This is a genomic window from Pedobacter frigoris (genome assembly GCF_005116445.1).
In the GTDB taxonomy this organism is placed as follows: Bacteria; Bacteroidota; Bacteroidia; order Sphingobacteriales; family Sphingobacteriaceae; genus Pedobacter; species Pedobacter frigoris.
Genome location: NZ_SWBQ01000005.1, coordinates 30,852 through 52,760 on the forward strand (window position 1 = coordinate 30,852; position 21,909 = coordinate 52,760).

A 21,909-nucleotide genomic window follows, 5' to 3' on the forward strand; every position below is an offset into this window, starting at 1 on the left:
TTAAATCAATAAAAACACGCAAGAAAATGTATACAGGGACGTTAGCAGATTTCATGGGGATGGGTGGGCCAGAGGTAATGCTCATTATGGTTGTTATACTTTTGTTATTTGGAGGTAAAAAATTACCTGAACTTGCACGAGGACTCGGAAAGGGGATGAGGGATTTTAAAGATGCGTCAGAAGGTGTAAAAAGAGAAATCCACAGGAACATTAATTCCGTAGGTATAGTTGATGATGTAAAAGATATGGTAAGTGATGTGAATGACAATTTACGTCATCATCCGGGAGATACGGATTCCTCGCAGGAATATTCAGGAACCTCATACGAAACGGACGAACCTAAACGCAATATCAATTTTGAGAAGGAAGGCATTGAGACTGCTGATCATTCAGCTGCCGAAAGTGTAACTGCTCATGATGATTATACGGAGAACACAAAAATAGAAACGGATAAAACTAAACTTTAAGGAAAAATATCATGTTAGATACAACAATAATGGCCTTAGGGCTGGGAGGAGCAGAAATTGCAATCATACTGGTGATCGTATTATTGCTTTTCGGTGGTAAAAAAATCCCTGAACTGATGAGAGGCTTAGGAAAAGGCGTTAAAGAATTTAAAGATGGAAAAGATGGTGTAGATGGAGATCCTGCAGATCAAAATCGTGCAAACACCAATAAACCTTTGTAGGTTTTATTAACCAATTTCTATAAACCTTTAATGTATTCTTGAATTTGAAGAAGTATAACTCCTTAACAGAGATACAAACCCTTATTGGTCAAAAAAAAATAAGTTTGCCAGGGTTATTAGACTATTATTTTGAGCAAATAGAAATGAATAAACACCTCAATGCTTTTAATGAGGTGTTTTTTTATTCTGCGGCTGAACAGGCAAAAGTTGTACAGCAGAAAATAGGCGATGGAATAGCCGGTAAACTTGCCGGTATGGTGATCGGTATAAAAGATAATATCTCCTATAAAGGGCATGAGGTTACGGCTTCTTCTAAGATGCTCGAAGGCTTTGTTTCACCTTATTCGGCTACAGTAATAGAACGACTGATACGGGAAGATGCGGTGATTATAGGACGATTGAATTGCGATGAGTTTGCAATGGGTGGTTCCAATGAGACCTCTTACTATGGTGTAGTGAAAAATGCGGCGGATACCAGTCGTGTAGCCGGAGGTTCATCAGGCGGTTCGGCGGTAGCAGTGCAGGCAGATCTTTGTCTTTCTGCATTAGGTACTGACACCGGGGGCTCGGTTAGACAGCCTGCAGCTTTCTGTGGTTGCATTGGACTGAAACCTACTTATGGCAGGATTTCACGTTATGGTGTAATTGCTTACGCTTCTTCATTTGACCAGGTAGGTACAATTACTTCATCAGTTGGTGACGCTGCCATTCTACTCGAAGTTCTGGCTGGCGCTGATGATTACGACAGTACCGTTTCAAAAAATGTCGTTCCGGCTTATGCCAAAGGATTGGGTGCTTTTGAAAAGAAGAAGATTGCTGTTTTAAAGGAAACTTTGGAGAGCGAAGTACTTGATCCGGAAATTAATTCAGCTATACTTAGTTCAATTGAGCAGCTAAAGGAACAGGGACATACCATTGAGTATGTTTCATTTGATCTTTTGGACTATTTAGTGCCGGCATATTATGTGCTGACTACAGCAGAAGCCTCCTCAAATCTATCTAGATATGATGGTGTGCATTATGGTTACCGCAACCTTGAAGCGTCAAACCTGAATGAATTGTATAAAAAATCAAGAGCTGAAGGATTTGGTGAAGAAGTAAAGAGAAGGATCTTGCTGGGTACGTTTGTACTGAGCGCAGGTTATTATGATGCTTATTATCAAAAGGCACAGCAGGTGAGGAGACTGATCAGGGAAAAGATGGAAGAATTGCTGAATAGATTCGATGTAATAGTAACACCGGTGGCCCCGACACCTGCATTTAAAATTGGAGAAAACATGGAAGACCCGCTAGTGATGTATATGGCGGACATATTTACGGTGCTTGCATCTTTGACCGGCATTCCGGCTATTGCTTTGCCTCTGGGCAATAATAGTGAAGGTTTACCGTTAAGTATTCAATTAATGGCCAGGCACTTCGGTGAAGAAGATTTGCTGGCGCTGTCCCATAATTTTTTAAACGAGCATGTAAGTTGAGTGCTCACATAAATTGCCTATGAACAAAAAAGTACTCCTGGTATCGTATTGCATCCTGGCTTTTATCGGCTTTTCTGCATCAGCCCAACAACCGGCTATTCTTTTAAATGATACAACTTCTGTACCCCAGGTAACAGAAACTCCTTTGTTTAGCAACTATAATTTTACTTATAAATCGAGATTAGATTCCATTCAGAAGATAGTTCCTCTTTCTTATAATGAGTATGTGCAGAAGTACATAGACATTTATAGTGGAAGAAAGGATATGATGGGCAGGATGCTTGGTCTGTCGGATTATTACTTTCCGATCTTTGAAAAGGCCCTAAAGAGTCTAAATATTCCTGAGGAAATTAAATATTTACCGATCATTGAATCGTCTATGAACCCCCATGCAGTTTCCAGAGTTGGAGCTACGGGTTTGTGGCAGTTTATGTTTGGTACCGCTAAGGGCTATGGCCTGAATATGGATAATTTCGTAGATGAACGTAAAGATCCTATACAGGCAAGTTATGCAGCGGCAGCATATTTTAGAGATGCCTATGAAGAACTAGGTGATTGGTTACTGGCAATTGCGGCTTATAACTGTGGAATGGGTAATGTGAGGAGAGCGGTTGAAAAAGCTGATTCCAGGGATTTCTGGGAGATCAGGAAGTACCTTCCACAGGAAACCAGAAATTATGTGCCTGCATTTATAGCTGCTGTTTACGTGATGAAATGTTCTGAAAAGCATCAGATCAGATATCAGCGCCCTTCGTATATAAAAATTACAGATACCATCCAGGTAAATAAGTTTGTATCTATTCCTGATCTGGCCAGAGCACTGAGTATGGAAGAGGAAGAGCTTTGTGCCCTGAACCCGAGCTATAAGAAGAAGATTGTGAATGGGACTGATTTATCGCCCAAGCGCATCATTGTTCCGAAAGTTAGCCTGGCAAACTTCGCGCAGATTTATGAACTATTGAACTCAGACGCAGACACAGATATGAATGTCATTCTGGCTTCGACTGATGACAGGAGGGTGATGAAAAAGGCAAGCGCAGCTAAAGCCAAGCCTTCTTACCTTTACCATAAGGTAGCCCCAGGACAAAGTCTGGGACTGATCGCCGATAAATATCATGTCGAGGTTCAGGATTTGAAGGTATGGAACAAACTGAAGGGGACTACTATAGTGCCCGGACAAAGACTAAAAGTGTTTAACAGCCAGGCTGAAAAGGGTGCTCTTAAGCGTGTAAGAGGCTAGTTTTCATTGGCTTGTTTTGCCTGTTCACTTTGTTCATATTCATCAATTCTGCATTTCTATTCGCTAATTCGGTGACCTTTTTTTATTTTAAGGCTAAATAAAAGAATTGTAACTTTGGCGCTTTACAATTGACCATTTTATGAGTAAAATAAATAGGAAGCAAGACGCTTTAGACTACCACTCCCAGGGCAGACCGGGGAAAATTCAGGTTATACCAACAAAACCGACGAATTCACAAAGAGACTTAGCACTTGCTTACTCGCCAGGTGTGGCAGAGCCATGTTTAAGAATAGCAGAAAATACAGAAGATGTATATAAATATACAGCAAAGGGCAATCTTGTTGCTGTAATTAGTAATGGTACAGCCGTTTTGGGACTAGGAGATATAGGTCCGGAAGCCGGAAAACCGGTAATGGAAGGGAAAGGACTTCTTTTTAAAATATTTGCAGATATTGATGTTTTTGACTTAGAGCTGGACACCAAAAATGTAGATGATTTTGTGAAGATCGTAAAGGCTTTAGAGCCTACTTTTGGTGGGGTAAACCTTGAGGATATTAAAGCTCCTGAGTGTTTTGAAATAGAACGCCGCCTGAAAGAGGAAATGAATATTCCTGTGATGCATGACGATCAGCATGGTACCGCTATCATTTCTGCAGCTGCATTGTTGAATGCATGCGAACTGCAGAAAAAGAAAATGGACAAGATCAAGATTGTGGTTAACGGGGCAGGCGCTGCGGCTATTTCTTGCAGCCGTTTGTATGTTTCTTTGGGCGCAAAGAAAGAAAATATTGTCATGTGCGACCGTTCAGGCGTCATCAGAGATACACGTGAAAACCTTGATGCGATTAAAGCTGAGTTTGCAACATCCAGAGATTTAAGCACACTGGAAGAGGCTATGAAGGATTCTGATGTATTTATTGGATTGTCTTCTGCAAATTGTGTTACAGCTGAGATGTTAAAGTCGATGACCAAAAATCCGATCGTGTTTGCAATGTCAAACCCTGATCCGGAGATTGCTTATGATCTGGCTATAAATTCGCGAAAGGATCTGATCATGGCTACCGGACGTTCTGATTATCCTAATCAGGTAAATAACGTTTTGGGATTCCCGTACATTTTTAGAGGCGCACTTGATGTGAGGGCAACCAGTATCAATGAAGCCATGAAAATTGCTGCGGTAAAGGCAATTGCTGAGCTCGCCAAAAAATCTGTTCCTGAGGCTGTGAACATGGCCTACAATGAAAAGAACATCAAATTTGGTAAGCAATACATCATTCCAAAACCAATGGACATGCGTTTGATGACCAATGTTTCTATGGCTGTTGCTAAAGCCGCGATAGAATCAGGTGTTGCACGTAAGATCATCACTGACTGGGATGCTTATGTAGAGGAATTGAAAGGCAGACTGGGTGGCGATGATGCGATTATGCGTGCAATTACTAACAAAGCTAAATCTGATCCTAAGCGAGTGGTATTTGCTGAGGCGGATAACTATAAAATCTTAAAGGCGGCCCAAATTGTTAAGGATGAAAATATTGCCATTCCTATCCTATTGGGTAATAAAGAGATTATCAAGAAAATCATTGAAGAGAATGCGTTAGATCTTGAAGGGGTTGCAATTATGGACCCGTTTGAGGAACCTGAACGTATGAATAAATACGCCAATTCTTTATACAAGAAAAGACAAAGAAGAGGTGTAACCTTGTTTGAGGCAACCAAGTTGCTGCGGGACAGGAACTATTTTGGTGCCTCAATGGTAGAATTTGGTGAGGCAGATGCAATGATCTCTGGCTTGACAAAGAACTATGTGTCGACCATTAAACCCGCTTTGCAGGTAATAGGTACGGAAGAAGGGGTGAATCGTGTGGCAGGTATGTACATGATGATGACTAAAAAGGGACCTGTGTTCTTTGGAGATACCACTGTTAACGTAGATCCAACAGTTGAGGAACTGGTTGATTTGACCTTGTTGCTGGAGCGCTCTGTAAGCAAATTTAACATACAACCGAGAATTGCTCTGCTTTCCTATTCAAACTTTGGATCTAATGAAGGCATTGTTCCTGAAAAGGTGAGAAAAGCAGTTAAGATCCTGCATGAGCAACATCCAAACATTATGGTAGATGGTGAGATGCAGGGTAATTTTGCGATCAACAACGAGTTGTTGAAAGACAACTTCCCATTCAGCAGGTTGGTAGATGCACCGGCAAACACTTTGGTGTTCCCTAACCTCGAATCGGGTAATATTGCCTACAAGTTATTACAGGAGTTAGGCGAGGCAGAGGCTGTAGGGCCTATTCTGCTGGGTTTAAAAAAACCGGTACACATTGTGCAGTTAGGCAGCTCAGTGAGAGAGATTGTAAACATGGTAACCATTGCGGTTCTTGATGTACAGGGTAAGGAGCAGGATGCGAATCCGAAAAGAGGAAGTATATTGAGAAGAATTTCTAAAAAATAAAATATGTTTGCATATATTGATGGTAAGTTAACTTTTAAATGTCCGGCTTATATAGTCGTAGAAGCCGGAGGAGTTGGCTATCACATCAATATATCATTGAATACATATAGCAGTCTGGCAGATGCCGAACGCTGTAAAGTGTATACGTGGCTTCATGTAAAGGAAGATGCGCATACACTTTACGGTTTTGCTGATGAAGGGGAAAGGAGACTTTTTCTGCACCTTATTTCAGTATCTGGCATAGGTCCGAATACGGGTCGGATGATGCTTTCCTCTATCACTCCTACAGAGATCCAAACAGCAATCGTGAATGGTGACCTGACGTTGATCCAGCGTATCAAAGGAATCGGAGCTAAATCTGCTCAAAGACTGGTGCTTGAGCTGCAGGATAAGTTGAAAAAAGAAGGAACAGGATCATTGATCGCTGCGCCATTAAATAATACAGTAAAAGAAGAAGCACTTTCGGCGTTAATGATGCTTGGATTTGCTAAACCAGCTTCGGAAAAAGCAATAGACAATGCGGTGAAAACAGGGGGGCAGGATTTGTCTATTGAGCAAATGATAAAATTAGCCTTAAAGAACCTATAACCACGTTTACCCTTGAAAAACATATTAGCGCTAATTCTCTTTTTAATGATCTTTTTGGGTGTAAATCATGCCTATGCGCAGGTTGTTCCCAAAAAAAATGCGGTTGACTCTACTAAAAATTCTTTTGGCTTAAAAGAAAAACAAAGATTAGGGATCAGGTCGTTAAATAATCCATTTTACCCTTTGCCGGACAATGTAAAAAGGGAGGTAACTTATGATGCCCAAAATAAAAGATATGTAATCAGGCAGTTGATTGGAGACAGGATACTGGGAGAGCCTCAATACCTGACCATTGAAGAATACCAGAGACTGGTAAACAGTGAGATCAAGCGTGGCAACTGGAGGGTACTTTCTAATGAAGAAATAGAGGATGTCAGGAGAACGGGTATTATTCCAAGTTTGAAGATCAACAGTAAGTCTTTTGAAAGAATATTCGGAGGTACAAATATTGATATTCAGCCAAGGGGGGAAGCGGAGCTTACATTTCTTGGGAGGATCAATAAGAATGAAAATCCATTGTTTAATGAACGTCAGCGTGTTCAGGGGAATTTTGATTTTAACCAGCGTATCCAGATGGATGTGATTGGAAATATTGGAACGAAGCTGAAGATCAACATGAATTATAATACTGAAGCTCAATTTGATTTTGAGAATCAGGTGAAGCTGGATTATACGGGTGGAGAGGATGATATCATTAAAAAAATTGAAGCGGGTAATGTCAGCCTGCCGCTGAATACCACTTTAATTAATGGTACACAGGCACTATTTGGGATAAAGACGCAGTTGCAATTCGGCAAACTGAATGTGAATACCGTTTTTACTCAGCAGAAATCCCAGTCCAGGGAAATTCAGATAACCAATGGAGCCCAGCAAAATGAATATAGAATTAGCGGGGATAATTATGAAGCCAATAAACATTACTTCCTGGCTCAGTATTTCAGAGATAACTATAATAAGGCACTGATAAATCCGCCGACGATAACTTCCGGCGTGATTGTGACGAAAATAGAAGTGTGGATTACGAACAAGGCCGGAAATACAAAAGATTCAAGAGACGTACTCGGTTTTATAGATCTTGGAGAAAATAAACCTTTTAATACCGGACAGCTGGCAGGATTGGGCTATTCTGCACTGCCTTCCGGGTTTTCCAACCCGCAGTTTCCGAGGCAATCGAATAACTTATTAGAATTGCTGCCGCAGGATGCACGGGAAACAAATTCAAACAGTGTAATTTCATTTTTCCAGGCTAATGGCGGTACGGATAATTTTGCCAAGCTCACTTATGCCAGAAAGCTTGAAGAAAGGGAATTTACTTTCCATCCTAAACTCGGCTATATTTCCCTGAACAATGCGTTAAATACTGATGAAGTACTTACGGTAGCTTATCGTTATACCTATAATGGAGTAGAATATCAGGTAGGAGAGTTTTCTACAGATGTGCCGTTTGATCAAGAATCGCCAAAGGTTTTGTTTACGAAGTTGTTGAAAAATGAAACTACCAAAACCAATCTTCCTACATGGGACCTGATGATGAAAAACATCTATTCCATTGGCGGTTATCAGATCAGTCAGCAGAACTTCAAACTGGATATTTTCAGAATAGATGAGAAAACAGGCATTGAAAGACCTGTAATCACAGAGGGTGAAAAACTAGACCAGTTTAGAAGACCGCTGAAAGACAAACCCTGGATACAGGTAGGTGGTCTTGATCAGCTGAATCAGCAGGATGAGCAAAAGCCTGATGGTATTTTTGATTTTGAAACAGAGAATAATCCTTTTAATGCCAACGGGAATAGCAACGGCGCTTATAATTCCTTTGGAAATAGCGGTGTGAATGGAAATACTTCGACCAATACGACTAACAATTCGGCAGTGATGCTGACAAACACCAGAAATGGATACATCACTATCGATCCATTAAACGGCAGAATTATTTTTCCGTTGATCGAGCCATTTGGAAAAGACCTTGCAGATCAGTTTTTGCCAACCGAACAGTCATTTATTGATAAGTATACCTATACAGCATTGTACGATTCTACAAAGGTGATCGCACAGCAGTTATTTACCAAGCAAAACAGATACATTATAAAAGGTAGCTACCAGTCTGAAATTGCTTCAGAGTTTAACCTGAACTCTATGAATGTTCCGGAAGGGTCTGTTAAGGTTTTTGCCGGTACAATCCCATTGCAGGAAGGAACGGATTATACTGTTGATACTCAGGGAGGGAAAGTTAAGATATTAAATACAGCCCTATTGGTTTCGGGTCAGCCAATCAGGATTACAACAGAAAACAATGAGTTGTTTGGTTTACAGCAGCGTTCTTTGTTTGGAACACGATTAGATTATAGGGTGAACAATAAGCTAAATCTGGGAGGTACATTTATGAGCCTTACCGAAAAGCCATTGACACCTAAAGTAAATATTGGTGAGGAGCCTATTTCGAATACAATATGGGGATTGGATCTGAATTATAGCTCACCTTCCAGATTCTTAACTAAACTGGTTGACAAGCTGCCTTTATTGTCGACCAAAGCCCCTTCTACGATCACATTTTCCGGTGAGTTTGCACAGTTGCTTCCGGGACATCCATCAGCACTGAATTTTGGAGGTAAGACGGGAGGCGTAAGTTATTTAGATGACTTTGAAGCGTCACGTTCGATTATTGACTTAAAGAGTGCGATTGCATGGCAATTGTCAGGTACTCCGCAGTTGTTCCCTGAAGCAAGAAACATCGACGACCTGAGCTACGGGTACAACAGGGCCCGTATTGCTTTTTATAATATAGACCCGACTTTTTATGAGAGAAATTCGGCGACATTGCCGACAAGCCTGAGAAATAATAAGACTGAGCTGTCTAACCATTATGTTCGTCAGATTATAGAACAAGAGGTTTTTCCATTTAAAGAAACCAGCACAGGACAGGCGATCATGCTGCCTACATTAGATGTGGCATTTTATCCTACGGTGAGGGGGCCATATAACTTTACGCCTACAGGATTTACGCCTAATGGCCTATTGACAAATCCAAGGTCAAGGTGGGGTGGTTTATTCAGAAGAATTGAAGCAAACGATTTTGAGGCTTTAAATATTGAGTTTATAGAATTGTGGGTGATGGATCCAAATATTTATAAACCGAATTCTCCGGGGGGTGATCTGTATTTCAATTTGGGAAACATCTCCGAAGACATCTTGAAAGACGGGCGTAAATCATTGGAAAATGGATTGCCTGCTGATGGTGACCCTTCGAAATATGATGAGACGAGTTGGGGCAGGGTGCCAAAATTACAACCGGTTGTCCAGGCTTTTGACAATGATCCCAACGCAAGAAGATCACAGGATATTGGTTTGGACGGATTGTCCAATGCAGATGAAAAGACAAAGTTTGCAACCATCATTAACCAGATTAAAGCGCAGCTAAATCCTGATGCTGCAGCTGAATTGGATAAAGATCCATCATCTGATGATTACTCTTATTACAGAAGCAGAGATCTGGATCAGGCAAATGCCGGAATTTTAAAGCGGTACCAGAGATATAATGGCCCTGAGGGAAATTCTAAAACACCTCAGCAAAGTCAGGAAGATTTTGGTGTGGACAATTCAGCTTCTACTTCATTGCCAGACGGAGAGGACATCAACAGGGATAACAACATGACACAGTCTGACGAATACTTCCAATATAGAGTATCTATGCGTCCGGGTGATCTGATGGTGGGGCAGAATTTTGTGACGGATAAAATTACCTCGCAGGTGAAACTTGCAAATGGACAAACACAGCCTGTGACCTGGTATCAGATCAGAATTCCGCTGGCCCAATATCAACAGAAAGTTGGAAATATACAGGACTTTAAGTCGATCCGTTTTGTAAGGATGTTTATGACAAACTTTGCGGATACAACTGTTTTGAGGTTTGGGAAAATCCAGTTGGTAAGAGGCGAATGGAGACAATACAATGCAAACAACGATGCTACGCAGGTAATAGCAGATCAGGCATTACAGCCGGCTAGTCCTGATAATTCTACTATTGAAGTGGCAACTGTAAATATAGAGGAGAATGGTAAACGTACGCCTATTCCTTATGTAGTGCCTCCGGGTATAGAACGCGAACGTGATTTTAGCAATTACCGGGGTGATACCAGACAGAATGAGCAGTCGCTGGCAGTGACCATCAGGAATTTAAGAGATGGTTATGGAAGAGCGGCGTTTAAAACTGCTTTAAACGATTTCAGATCTTATAAGCACCTGGAAATGTATATCCACGTGGAGGCAATGGGAAATACAATCCTTAACGATAATGACCTAAGTGCATTCCTGCGTATAGGAATGGATAACCAGGATAATTATTATGAATATTCGCAGCCATTAAAGGTGACCAATCCCGGGACCAGTGATCCGTATGCGATATGGCCAGATCAGAATAAACTTGATATTGAGCTGGAACTATTCCAGAACGCAAAACTTGCGCGAAATAAAGCATTGCTGAATGGGCTGCCATGGCCGATCAATATTCCTTTTGATTACATAGAAAACGGCAGGACGATTACGGTGAAAGGACAGCCTGACATGAGTAAGGTGAGGGTTTACATGCTTGGTGTTAAAAATCCTTTGAGGAATTCAGCAAGTCCGATTGGAGATGATGGTCTGGATAAGAATGCCCAGGTTTGGTTCAATGAGTTGAGACTGACAGAATTTGATGAAAGAGGTGGATGGGCTGCTACAGCCAGGATGAATGCGCAGCTGGCTGATTTTGCAGACGTAAATGTGTCGGGAAGTAAATCGACCATAGGATTCGGTTCATTGGAGAAACGGGTAAGTGAAAGAAACAGGGCAGATAATGTTTTCTTCGATGTTTCTTCGAGTATGGAACTGGGTAAGTTTCTGCCGAAGAAATTGGGTGTGAAGATACCTATGTTTGTGAGCTATTCAAGCCAGATCAGTACACCTCAATACGATCCGCGTACGCCTGATATTGAATTGAAGAAAGCGCTTGATGTGTCTACTAAGGCTGAGAAAAAAGAAATCCTTGAATATGCCCAGGATTATACCACACGTAACAGCATTAGCTTTACAAATGTGAGAAAGGAAAGGACTGACCTTGAGAAAAAACCGAAGTTGTGGGATGTGGAAAACCTGAATGCAAGTTACGCCTACACTAAGTTTTCTCACAGGGATTTCATCAACCAAAATAATATACAGCAGACTTACCGAGCGTCTCTTGCTTACAACTACGCTGGTCAGTCGAAGACCATTCAGCCTTTTGAGAAGATCATAAAGAGCAATACGCTGGCTTTGTTAAAGGATATTAATTTTAGCCTATTGCCAAACTCTATCAATTTCAGAATTGATCTGGACCGGTATTATTCTGAGAATAGTTTGCGAAACAATGATCCCAATAACTCGATCCCTATTAACACGACATTTAATAAGAATTTCTTAGTGACCAGAGTTTATGGTATTTCCTGGAATTTTACCAGATCTCTTACACTAGATTTTGATGCCACCAACTATTCTATCATTGACGAGCCGGATGGAAGGATTGAAGGCTTAAAAAGAGATACACTTTGGCAGAATTTAAAGCGTTTGGGAAGGACGACTGATTACAGCCACAATTTGAACGTTACTTATAACCTGCCGATCAATAAAATTCCCGGATTGGACTGGATGAACGTAGCTACCCGCTACGGTACCAGCTTTAACTGGCAAACCGAACCATTATCTACGCTAAGGAACCCATTGATTGACTTGGGTAATACGATCCAGAATTCAAGGGTAATTCAGATCAATCCTAATTTGAACCTTGCCAGTTTGTATAATAAATTCGGATTTGTAAGAAAGGCAGGCGCAGAGGGAGATAAACAGAGCGGATCAGGAGTTTTAGTTGGATTACTGACAAGTGTTAAAAATATTGTGGGTGCATTTACACAGACTAAAGGTATTTTCTTGCCGGGTTACTTACCTAAAACCAATTATTTTGGTATAGATAACGTGAGTGGTGCTCCTGGTTTGGGATTTGTATTTGGCAGTCAGCGTGACATCAGGAGCATGGCGGTAAATAATGGCTGGATCACCGCTGATACACTGCAGTCCCAGCTCTATATCAATACATTAAGAGAAGATCTGAGTTTTACCAGTTTGGTAGAGCCTATAAAAGATTTGACGATTACCCTATCTGCTAATAAAAACAGGACGTTGAACTATTCGACCAATTTCAGGTACGACAGGGACAGCCGGAACTTTGAGAATCTGAGTCCATTTACGACCGGCGATTATAGCGTGTCATTTATTACATTGGGGACTACATTTTCAGAGAAATCAGGAAGTACCGTTTCGAAGTTATTCAACCAGTTTATGTCTAACAGGCAAGTGATCTCTCAGAGACTGGGTGCCGGTAATCCAAATTCTGCGGGAAGCAGGGGAGGCTTTGCGGATGGGTATGACAAGAATTCCCAGGATGTGGTGGTATCTGCATTTTTGGCTGCATATACGGGAAAGGATGCGGGCTCTGTTAGTTTGAATTCGTTTCCTAAGATCCCTTTACCAAACTGGAGGGTAAACTATAGAGGGTTGACCAGGATAGGATTTCTGGCTGATAGGTTTACTTCAATTGACATTCGACATTCTTATCGTTCTGTATACAGTGTGAATGGCTTCAATTCATTGGTGAGGTATCAAGAGACTAATGGATATGTGAGCAGTAAAGATGTTAATGGAAATTTCCTGCCGACTTACCAATATTCGCAGGTGACTATTGCCGAGCAGTTTTCTCCTTTGATTGGAATAGATACCAGGTTTAAAAATAACCTTACTGCTAATTTTGAAATCGGTAAGTCAAGACTGCTGGGCTTAAGTCTTGCCAATAGTCAGTTGGCCCAGTTGTCTGAAAACAACATGGTTTTCGGATTGGGATACAGGACTAATAAATTCAGGTTCCCGTTTGGCTTGTTTAAAGGATTGAAAACAGACAACAACATGGACTTTAAACTGGATGTTGCGGTAAGGGATAATAAAACGGTTATTTACAGAGCTGATATTAGCGAGGCAGAGGTGTCATCAGGAGCGAAGAATATTACATTGAGACCAAGTGTGGATTACATCCTAAACCAGCGTTTCAATATCAGGCTTTTCTATGATTCGAATGTGACCAAACCCTATACTTCCCAGACTTTTAATACATCGTTCAGTAACTTTGGATTTAGTTTGAGGATTACACTGAATTAGGATTGTTATAGACACTCAGAATAATTACCTTTGAAGGCGCGGGACAAGATCTTCGCTGCAAAAAAATAGAATAAGAAATTATAAACTTAGACAAATGAATTTTCCATCAGAACTAAAGTACACTAAAGACCACGAATGGGTTAAAGTTGAAGGCAATGAAGCTCATATAGGTATAACTGATTTTGCTCAGCGTGAGTTAGGTGATATCGTATACATTGATATCAATACAGTTGGTGATGAAGTAAGCAAAGATGAAGTTTTTGGTACTGTAGAGGCTGTAAAAACTGTTTCGGATTTATTTATGCCTGTTACAGGTACAGTAGCAGAAGTTAATGCTGCACTTAATGATAATCCTGAGCTGGTAAACTCTGATCCATATGGAGAAGGATGGATGGTTAAGGTAACTGTTTCAGATCTTTCAGAAGTTGATGGTTTATTAGACGCTGAAGCATATAAAGCTCTTGTAGGAGCCTAATTAATGAATAAATTAAAAGTATTGAGATACCAGATCTGGGCCATTCTGTGGACTGTTGTAATTCTGGTTCTTTGCAATATGAAAATGCCTGCCAGCGATGGACCAGGCTTTTTTTTTGAAGGTTTTGATAAGCTGGTACATCTTGGGTTCTTTTTCATACTTACGATATTTTTATTGTACGGAAAAATAAATCACCAGCATAACTACAGCTTTCGCACGTTAACTATATTTAAGATCATTTTGGTTACCGCTGCATTGGGTGCGGGAATTGAGCTGTTGCAATGGAAAGTTTTTACTTACAGGTCTGCAGAATGGTGGGATTTTACATGCGATATGGCAGGTGTATTTATGGGCATATTCAGTTATATTCTTTTACATAAATCTAATTACAATGAGAAGACAGATTAGTTTACTTGTTTTATTGTTGTCTGTAGCTGTGCTAAGCGGTTGCGCGGTATTTGGAGGGGGATGTAAGTGTCCGAAGGTGAGCTATTCTACTTATCCAAAACCATAGGATTGTTACCTCGTTATTTGGATTTATTATAAATTAAGGCTAAATTGCGGACCTAGTAGGGTAAGGATTAAATAACAAATACATAGATGAAACTTTCGCAGTTAAACCCAGGAGAACAAGGAACTATAGTAGCATTTACGGACTTAGAGATGTCTGTAAAATTGATGGAAATGGGTTGCTTGCCGGGTGAGATTGTAGAGGTAGAACGTTTTGCTCCTCTTGGTGACCCAATAGCTATTCGAGTAGCTGGTTACCAACTTTGTTTACGTAAGAACGAAGCATCTATTATCATAATTCAGTAGTAATTTTGGCAAAAGATATTAAAATTGCGCTAGTTGGGAATCCCAATACAGGAAAGTCTACGCTTTTTAACCTGCTTACGGGACTGAACCAGAAAATCGGAAATTTTCCTGGTATTACGGTCGATAAGAAGCTGGGGTATTGTAAACTTGCCGAAAACAAGCAAGCTGAAATCATAGATTTACCGGGTACTTATAGCTTGTATCCAAAAAGTAAAGATGAGAGCATTGTTTTTCAGGTATTGGCAGATAAGAATAATCCCAGTCATCCTGATATCGTTGTGCTGGTAGCTGATGCTACAAATCTGAGAAGGAACTTATTGCTTTATTCACAAGTTGCTGATTTGGGCCTGCCGGTGGTACTTGTCCTGAATATGACCGATATGGCCAAAAAAGAAGGTATTGATATTGATATCAATAAACTTTCTGAAAGACTGGGCATACAGGTTGTAGCAATTTCTGCAAGAAGCAATTCAGGTATAGATCAATTGAAAATGGCTATTGGAAATACCACTCCGATTGCTACTCAAACAACTGGAGCAGATATGCACATGCTGGCTCCCGAAGCTATCGACCTGGTAAAATCGCATTTGAAAATAGATAATGATTACCTGGCTTTGCAGTTATTGCACCAGCATCAGCCATTAAATGTTTTTTCTATTGAAGATCATAGCGTATTTGAAAAAATAAAGAGCAGCCACAATTTTGAATCATCGAAATTGCAGGCTGCCGAAACTATAGCACGATACAGGTATCTTGGGACAGTTTTAAGTGGTGTTATTGAAGATACAGGTGCAGTCAAGAAGTTCGCTTTTAGTGATAAACTGGATGCTGTACTGACCAATAAATTTTGGGGATTCCTGATTTTTATTGCTATTCTTTTCTTCATCTTCAATTCGATTTTCTCCTGGTCTTCTTATCCAATGGAGCTGATTGAGTATTCATTTGTATGGCTTACAGAGTTTGGTCATCAGCATTTGCCTGAAGGCGTACTGACCAATTTGTTATTGGATGGGGTTGTTGCCGGATTAGGCGGAGTGGTAATATTCATTCCTCAAATCGCAATTCTCTTTGCCTTTATTTCTATTCTTGAAGACACTGGATATATGGCCAGGGTTACTTTCATGATGGATAAGATCATGAGGAAGTTTGGTCTTAGCGGCAAATCAGTGGTGCCAATGATAGGAAGTCTTGCATGTGCTGTTCCCTCTATCATGAGTGCCAGAAACATTGAAAGCTGGAAGGACAGAATCATCACAATTATGGTAGTTCCACTGGTGAGTTGTTCTGCCCGTTTACCAGTATATACGTTATTGATTTCATTGGTCGTACCCGAGAAAATGCTTTGGGGTTTTATTAACCTGCAGGGGCTGACGTTGATGGGGATGTACCTGATCAGCATCTTTGCTGCGGTTATTGTGGCCTTTATCATGAAGCTCATCATCAAGGCGAAAGAAAGATCCTACTTTATCATGGAACTTCCCGTGTATAGGATGCCAAGGTGGACCAACGTATTATACACCATGTATGAAAAATCCAAGACCTTTGTTTTTGAAGCCGGTAAGGTAATTATTGCAATTTCCATTATACTTTGGGTTTTGGCCAGTTATGGGCCGTCAGACAGATTTGAGAAAATTGATAAAAAATATGCTGCTATAGAAGCGCAAAAAGATAGTGTACAAATCAGTACCCTCGAAAGAGATAAGTCTGCTGAGAAGCTTGAAAATTCATATGCGGGCATTTTAGGTCATGTGATAGAACCTGCAATAAAACCACTGGGCTTTGACTGGAAGATCGGCATTGCGCTGATCACTTCTTTTGCTGCCAGAGAAGCATTTGTAGGAACAATGGCTACAATCTATAGTGTTGATGGAGGAGATGAAGAAGTGGCAACTATTAGGAATAAAATGCGTGGTGCTACAAATCCTGATACAGGACTTCCTGTGTTTACTTTTGCCACCGCATTTTCTCTGATGCTTTTTTACGCATTTGCGATGCAATGTATGAGTACGGTAGCCGTTGTTTACCGAGAGACGAAATCATGGAAATGGCCGGTGATACAATTGGTCTACATGACGGCAATGGCTTATGTCGCCAGTTTAATTGCCTATCAACTTCTAAAGTAATTTAGCTATCTTGGTTTTGTGGAAAAGGAGAACATCTTAGCACAATATATGCCTGCATCGGCAGCACCAATCATTGCGAGGTGGATAGACTATTTTCAATGCGAATTTAAGATATCTAAAAACCGGGCGACGAAACTGGGGGATTACCGACATCCTTTTAAAGGTGATGGACACAAAATATCAGTAAATAATAATCTAAACGGTTACGCTTTTTTGGTAACGACTGTACATGAGTTTGCTCACCTGCTGACCTGGAATGACCATAAAAACAAAGTGAAGCCGCATGGAGAGGAATGGAAGCGGAACTTTAAGCGGATGATGGTGCCTTTTATTGATCAGCAAATCTTTCCTGAAGATGTTCAAAAAGCCATTGTCAGTTATTTGAATAATCCATCTGCAGCGAGCTGTACCGATCTTAAGTTGTCACGCGCTTTAAAGAAATATGATCTTTCGACTGATGTTTCCCGTCTTGAAGAGTTGCCTTTAAATGCGGTCTTTAAGATTAAGGATGGAAGGCAGTTTAAAAAAGGCGAGCGACTTAGAAAAAGATATAGATGTTTGTGTCTGGACAATGGCAATATCTACCTTTTTAATCCACTGGCAGAAGTTACTTTAGCGGCGACCGGTACATAAAATGCCTCATCATTTTCGATTTTCCAATTCATATTCAATTTCTCCTCTTTAAATATGGAAGGATCGCTGGCCAGGCTGTCAGTTAATGCATCATTTTCGTTTACAAGTATCGTCGCGCTATAGTCGCTGGGGATTTTGCTTTTTAGCAAAATATATTTGGTATCTGGAGTAGAAATGAATCGGTCAAAGACCATTTCGTAATTGTTACTCCCTTCTATCATTTGATTTAACAAGTCGATTTTTTTCGTATAGTCGTCGGTGTTATTAGACATTTTGGACTGTTTAGTGTCGGCAAATGACATGCGCTGCAATTCTGCTAAAGAATGTCCAGTTCTGGCATCCTGCTTAAATGAAATATTATTTCGCAGATAAGTTCTTTTATCATCAAATGTGCTGCCATCAGATTTCATCAGCATCCGGTTTTCTTTGATGAGGATCAGGTCGTTATCTTTAAAATAGTATTTTCTTGTAATGGAAGAGAGGCCTTCATTTTTAATATGCTCTATCAGTAACTGCGGGATACCGTTCCATGTAAATCGTTCCACATAAGTATGTTCATTTTTGGTCTGATAAACGAGGCTGTAGTATTTCTCCATCTGTTGTTGGTTTTTGTCAATGGAATCCGCTAACTGAAGAATAGCACTATCCGTAAGTGCTTCAGTGGAGTTTTTATTAATCAGATCGGCCTGCGGATGCTTAGTCCCCTGGTTACAACCAAATGCTAATCCAACAAGTAGAAGAAATAGGAAGTAAAGTGCTTTTCTCATATCTGATTTGGGCGATTATCGTGCCAAGTACAGATTTAGTATGAAAGGAGTTTTGTGATGCTTTCTGAAAGTCGTGCTTTAGCCAAAAAGCTATCTTCCAAAGGCTTACTCATTGGTATAGCGGTGTCCAGACTGGCGCATCGAATCACCGGGGCATCAAGATGCTCGAAACAGTGTTCAGCAATCCAGGCAGCTATTTCGGCTCCAAACCCGCAAGTTAGTGTGTCCTCATGTAAGATCAATACTTTTCCGGTATTTTTAACCGCAGAGGAGACAGCTTCTTTATCCCACGGAACGAGACTCCTCAAATCAATTAAAGTAGCGGAGATGTCGGGATTTTCATCTAGATAGGACAGTGCCCAGTGAACACCAAATCCGTAGGTGACGATGCAGATCTGATGGCCATGTCTAATGACATTAGCTTTGCCAATCTCAATGGTATAAAATCCTTCAGGAACTAACCCGGTAAGACTCCTGTATAAGTACTTATGTTCGAAATACATTATCGGATTCGGGTCCTCTATGGCAGCTAATAACAATCCCTTGGCATCAGCAGGAAAAGCGGGATACACCACTTTTAAGCCAGGTGTTTTTGTAAACCACGCTTCGTTACTTTGAGAATGAAACGGACCTGCGCCTGTTCCCGCCCCAGCAGGCATCCTGATAACGACATCCGCTTTTTCTCCCCATCTGTAATGGGTTTTGGCAAGGTTATTTACAATCTGGTTGAATCCACAACTTACAAAATCAGCAAATTGCATTTCTACTATGGATTTGTAGCCATTTATGGACAAGCCGAGTGAGGCGCCTACAATAGCTGATTCACAAATGGGCGTGTTCCTTACCCTGTTTCTCCCAAATTCATTTATAAAGCCGTCTGTAATTTTAAAAGCACCGCCGTATTCTGCAACGTCCTGGCCCATAATCACAAGATTGCTATGTTTTATCATTGCAGTCCTGAGGCCATCGGTAATGGCATCTATATATCTGATGTTTTTTGTCTGTCCTTTAGGTTCATGAACTTCCTGCGCATGTGGGTAATACATGTCATTCAATTCCTGGTCTACATCAGCAAACGGCTCATTCTCACTGAAAGCACTTTCTACTTCAGTTTCTATATGGGCTTTAAAATCAGCTTTTATAGCTGATATCTTTTGTTCGGTAAGTATATTTTGAGCAATAAGAAAGTCTTCGTAATTCTGGACAGGGTCTTTTTTACTCCATTCATCAAACAATTCTTGAGGCACATATTTAGTTCCTGAAGCTTCTTCGTGACCTCTCATTCTAAAAGTGAGACATTCCACAAGTATGGGTCTGGGGTTTTTTCTTATCTCATTTGCGATAGACGTAATCGTGTCATAAACCTCTAATATATTGTTACCGTCAATCTGGAATCCTTCAATGCCATAACCTTTGGCTTTATCTACCAAGTCTTTGCACTTGAATTGTTCATTAACAGGAGTAGAGAGGCCATACCCATTATTTTCGATCAGGAAAATAACCGGTAAATCCCATACTGCGGCTACGTTGATGGCTTCATGAAAATCTCCCTCACTTGTGGCCCCCTCTCCCGTAAAAACAAGTGTAGCTTGTTTCCGGTTTGCAATCAGGTCTGCAAGAGCTATGCCATCTGCAAGGGCCATTTGAGGCCCAAGATGGGAAATCATCCCAATAATTTTATGTTCCTGCGTCCCGAAGTGGAACGATCTGTCTCGGCCCTTAGTGAAGCCGTTCAGCTTTCCCTGCCATTGGGCCATCAGCTTTTTCAAGGGAATGTTGCGGGTTGTAAACACACCAAGATTCCGGTGCATGGGTAGGATATATTCGGAAGCATGCATTGCAGCGGTGCTTCCGACAGCTATTGCTTCCTGACCTATACCTGAAAACCATTTTCCAATCCGGCCCTGGCGAAGCAGTATCAGCATCTTTTCTTCAATCATTCTCGGATAGAGCAATTGCTCGTATAACTCAAGCAGGACAGCATCGCTTTTATCTTTTCTGTTGAAGATCATTATTCCGGATAGTCTTAAGGGTTCTTGCCTTCTTTGTTCTTTTCTTCCCAAAGCTTTGCAAAAGACTTTGGAGAAATTACTGGCATAGTACGATATTTGCCCCATATTTTTTTAAATAGGGTTTTGAGGAAAAAGTTTTTGATCTTTCCTCCCAGGAGATCCATTCTGGATCTTTTCAGCATACCGATTTTCCAGATTTTCCAACCTATTTCTTCTGTTTTCGCATTGTCGTGCTGTGCAGCTGCATCACGCCTGTTCAGCAAAAGCATTTTGTGGATATCAATTTTTGCAGGACATACTTCAGAGCACTTTCCACATAAACTGGAAGCATAACTCAGGTGTTTAAAGTCCTTCATCCCCTTCAAATGAGGTGTGATAATTGACCCGATGGGTCCGCTATAGGTGGTATTGTAAGTATGTCCGCCAATGTTTTTATAGACGGGGCAGGCATTTAAGCAGGCACCGCACCTGATACAATAAAGACCCTGACGCTGTTCTTTCTGGGCAAGTAAGTTTGTACGTCCATTGTCGAGCAATACCACATACATTTCTTCGGGACCGTCTGTTTCTTCTCCTCTTCTCGGACCGCTTAAAATGGTATTATATACCGTTAAGTTCTGTCCTGTGCCATGGCTAGCCAGTAGCGGCCAAAACAGATCAAGATCTGCCATAGAAGGAATGATCTTCTCAATACCTACTATCGCAATATGTATTTTGGGAAACGTAGTGCACAATCTCGCATTTCCTTCATTTTCAGTTAGTGCAATGCTTCCTGTATCGGCAATTAGAAAATTACCACCGCTTATTCCAATATCAGCATTCAGGTATTTCTCTCTTAGCAGTTCGCGTGCTTTTTGCGTCAGTTGCTCAGGGGTAAAATCTATTGGCGTCCCAAATTTTTCATGAAACAGCTGTGCAATTTCCTCTTTGCTAAGGTGCATTGCTGGGGTAACAATATGGTAAGGGGGCTGACCTAATAGCTGAACTATATATTCTCCCAAATCACTTTCCAGGGATTCAATATTATTTTTTTCCAGAAATTCATTCAGGTGAATTTCTTCCGTAGTCATTGATTTGGATTTAATGACTGTTTTGCCTCCAACTCTGTTAATAATATTAAGGATTTCTTTTTGGGCCTCGTTTACATCATTAGCCCAGATCACCTTTCCACCTCTGCGCTGAAAATTAGATTCAAATTCCGGCAGGTATTTATCCAAATTCTCCATTACGCGCCACTTAATGGCATGGGCTTTCTTTTTGGAATTTTCTAAATTTTCAAACTTGGATAAACCACGTTCCACAGCAACGTTGTACTTTCCGATGTTGTGGTTGATGGTTTTGCGATGGCCTAAATCGAAAGCTTTCTCATCCGCCTTTATCAAAAATTCTTCAGCAATCTTAGTCATGCTCAAACTTAGAGAA

At 40.8% G+C, this 21,909-nt stretch carries 15 protein-coding genes; 12 read left to right on the forward strand and 3 right to left on the reverse strand.

What is annotated here, in order from left to right:
- Positions 1-26: 26 nt before the first annotated feature.
- The 12 genes from tatA to FA047_RS16310 all read left to right on the forward strand — a co-directional run bounded on the left by tatA (position 27) and on the right by FA047_RS16310 (position 17,708).
- A complete protein-coding gene (gene tatA / locus FA047_RS16255) occupies positions 27-467 on the forward strand; it encodes a twin-arginine translocase TatA/TatE family subunit (protein ID WP_136837148.1) in 441 nt (146 codons plus the stop codon).
- 11 nt (positions 468-478) lie between these two features.
- Positions 479-688, forward strand: a complete 210-nt coding sequence (locus FA047_RS16260) for a Sec-independent protein translocase subunit TatA/TatB (RefSeq protein WP_136837149.1) — start codon at positions 479-481, stop codon at positions 686-688.
- 44 nt (positions 689-732) lie between these two features.
- Positions 733-2,163 (forward strand): Asp-tRNA(Asn)/Glu-tRNA(Gln) amidotransferase subunit GatA, encoded by a 1,431-nt coding sequence (gatA, locus tag FA047_RS16265; RefSeq protein WP_136837150.1) that lies wholly within the window; start codon positions 733-735, stop codon positions 2,161-2,163.
- 19 nt (positions 2,164-2,182) lie between these two features.
- Positions 2,183-3,403 (forward strand): lytic transglycosylase domain-containing protein, encoded by a 1,221-nt coding sequence (locus FA047_RS16270; RefSeq protein ID WP_136837151.1) that lies wholly within the window; start codon positions 2,183-2,185, stop codon positions 3,401-3,403.
- A 139-nt stretch (positions 3,404-3,542) separates the two neighbouring features.
- Positions 3,543-5,858: an NADP-dependent malic enzyme gene (locus FA047_RS16275; protein WP_136837152.1), complete on the forward strand. Its 2,316-nt coding sequence runs from the start codon at positions 3,543-3,545 to the stop codon at positions 5,856-5,858.
- A gap of 3 nt (positions 5,859-5,861) precedes the next feature.
- On the forward strand, positions 5,862-6,446 hold the full coding sequence (gene ruvA, locus FA047_RS16280; protein WP_136837153.1) for a Holliday junction branch migration protein RuvA: 585 nt from the start codon (positions 5,862-5,864) through the stop codon (positions 6,444-6,446).
- Between the two features lie 45 nt (positions 6,447-6,491).
- Positions 6,492-13,661 (forward strand): T9SS outer membrane translocon Sov/SprA, encoded by a 7,170-nt coding sequence (gene sov, locus FA047_RS16285; RefSeq protein WP_394347597.1) that lies wholly within the window; start codon positions 6,492-6,494, stop codon positions 13,659-13,661.
- A 94-nt stretch (positions 13,662-13,755) separates the two neighbouring features.
- Positions 13,756-14,136, forward strand: a complete 381-nt coding sequence (gene gcvH, locus FA047_RS16290; protein ID WP_136837155.1) for a glycine cleavage system protein GcvH — start codon at positions 13,756-13,758, stop codon at positions 14,134-14,136.
- A 3-nt stretch (positions 14,137-14,139) separates the two neighbouring features.
- Complete coding sequence (locus tag FA047_RS16295) at positions 14,140-14,544, forward strand: VanZ family protein (RefSeq protein ID WP_136837156.1); 405 nt, start codon at positions 14,140-14,142, stop codon at positions 14,542-14,544.
- Between the two features lie 192 nt (positions 14,545-14,736).
- Positions 14,737-14,952: a FeoA family protein gene (locus FA047_RS16300; protein ID WP_136837157.1), complete on the forward strand. Its 216-nt coding sequence runs from the start codon at positions 14,737-14,739 to the stop codon at positions 14,950-14,952.
- A gap of 5 nt (positions 14,953-14,957) precedes the next feature.
- Positions 14,958-17,075: a ferrous iron transport protein B gene (gene feoB, locus FA047_RS16305; RefSeq protein WP_136837158.1), complete on the forward strand. Its 2,118-nt coding sequence runs from the start codon at positions 14,958-14,960 to the stop codon at positions 17,073-17,075.
- A gap of 18 nt (positions 17,076-17,093) precedes the next feature.
- A complete protein-coding gene (locus FA047_RS16310) occupies positions 17,094-17,708 on the forward strand; it encodes a SprT-like domain-containing protein (protein WP_225872760.1) in 615 nt (204 codons plus the stop codon).
- On the opposite strand, the gene FA047_RS16315 is transcribed toward FA047_RS16310, so the two are convergent.
- The 3 genes from FA047_RS16315 to FA047_RS16325 are packed head-to-tail and all read right to left on the reverse strand — an operon-like array spanning position 17,657 to position 21,893.
- The gene (locus FA047_RS16315; RefSeq protein ID WP_136837159.1) at positions 17,657-18,475 is read right to left on the reverse strand and encodes a hypothetical protein; all 819 of its coding nucleotides are present in this window, start codon (positions 18,473-18,475) and stop codon (positions 17,657-17,659) included. The genes FA047_RS16310 and FA047_RS16315 overlap by 52 nt on opposite strands.
- 35 nt (positions 18,476-18,510) lie before the next feature.
- Positions 18,511-20,592: an alpha-ketoacid dehydrogenase subunit alpha/beta gene (locus FA047_RS16320; protein ID WP_225872761.1), complete on the reverse strand. Its 2,082-nt coding sequence runs from the start codon at positions 20,590-20,592 to the stop codon at positions 18,511-18,513.
- Positions 20,502-21,893: a LutB/LldF family L-lactate oxidation iron-sulfur protein gene (locus FA047_RS16325; protein ID WP_205943337.1), complete on the reverse strand. Its 1,392-nt coding sequence runs from the start codon at positions 21,891-21,893 to the stop codon at positions 20,502-20,504. Before FA047_RS16325 ends, FA047_RS16320 begins: the two co-directional genes overlap by 91 nt.
- Between the last annotated feature and the right edge of the window lie 16 nt (positions 21,894-21,909).

What these genes read in the sequence shown, in the direction of transcription:
- tatA (WP_136837148.1), top strand. Translation starts at nt 27, where the DNA reads ATGTATACAGGGACGTTAGCAGATTTCATGGGGATGGGTGGGCCAGAG.
- FA047_RS16260 (WP_136837149.1), top strand. Translation starts at nt 479, where the DNA reads ATGTTAGATACAACAATAATGGCCTTAGGGCTGGGAGGAGCAGAAATT.
- FA047_RS16270 (WP_136837151.1), top strand. Translation starts at nt 2,183, where the DNA reads ATGAACAAAAAAGTACTCCTGGTATCGTATTGCATCCTGGCTTTTATC.
- FA047_RS16275 (WP_136837152.1), top strand. Translation starts at nt 3,543, where the DNA reads ATGAGTAAAATAAATAGGAAGCAAGACGCTTTAGACTACCACTCCCAG.
- ruvA (WP_136837153.1), top strand. Translation starts at nt 5,862, where the DNA reads ATGTTTGCATATATTGATGGTAAGTTAACTTTTAAATGTCCGGCTTAT.
- sov (WP_394347597.1), top strand. Translation starts at nt 6,492, where the DNA reads ATGATCTTTTTGGGTGTAAATCATGCCTATGCGCAGGTTGTTCCCAAA.
- gcvH (WP_136837155.1), top strand. Translation starts at nt 13,756, where the DNA reads ATGAATTTTCCATCAGAACTAAAGTACACTAAAGACCACGAATGGGTT.
- FA047_RS16295 (WP_136837156.1), top strand. Translation starts at nt 14,140, where the DNA reads ATGAATAAATTAAAAGTATTGAGATACCAGATCTGGGCCATTCTGTGG.
- FA047_RS16300 (WP_136837157.1), top strand. Translation starts at nt 14,737, where the DNA reads ATGAAACTTTCGCAGTTAAACCCAGGAGAACAAGGAACTATAGTAGCA.
- FA047_RS16315 (WP_136837159.1), bottom strand. Translation starts at nt 18,475, where the DNA reads ATGAGAAAAGCACTTTACTTCCTATTTCTTCTACTTGTTGGATTAGCA.
- FA047_RS16320 (WP_225872761.1), bottom strand. Translation starts at nt 20,592, where the DNA reads ATGGGGCAAATATCGTACTATGCCAGTAATTTCTCCAAAGTCTTTTGC.
- FA047_RS16325 (WP_205943337.1), bottom strand. Translation starts at nt 21,893, where the DNA reads ATGACTAAGATTGCTGAAGAATTTTTGATAAAGGCGGATGAGAAAGCT.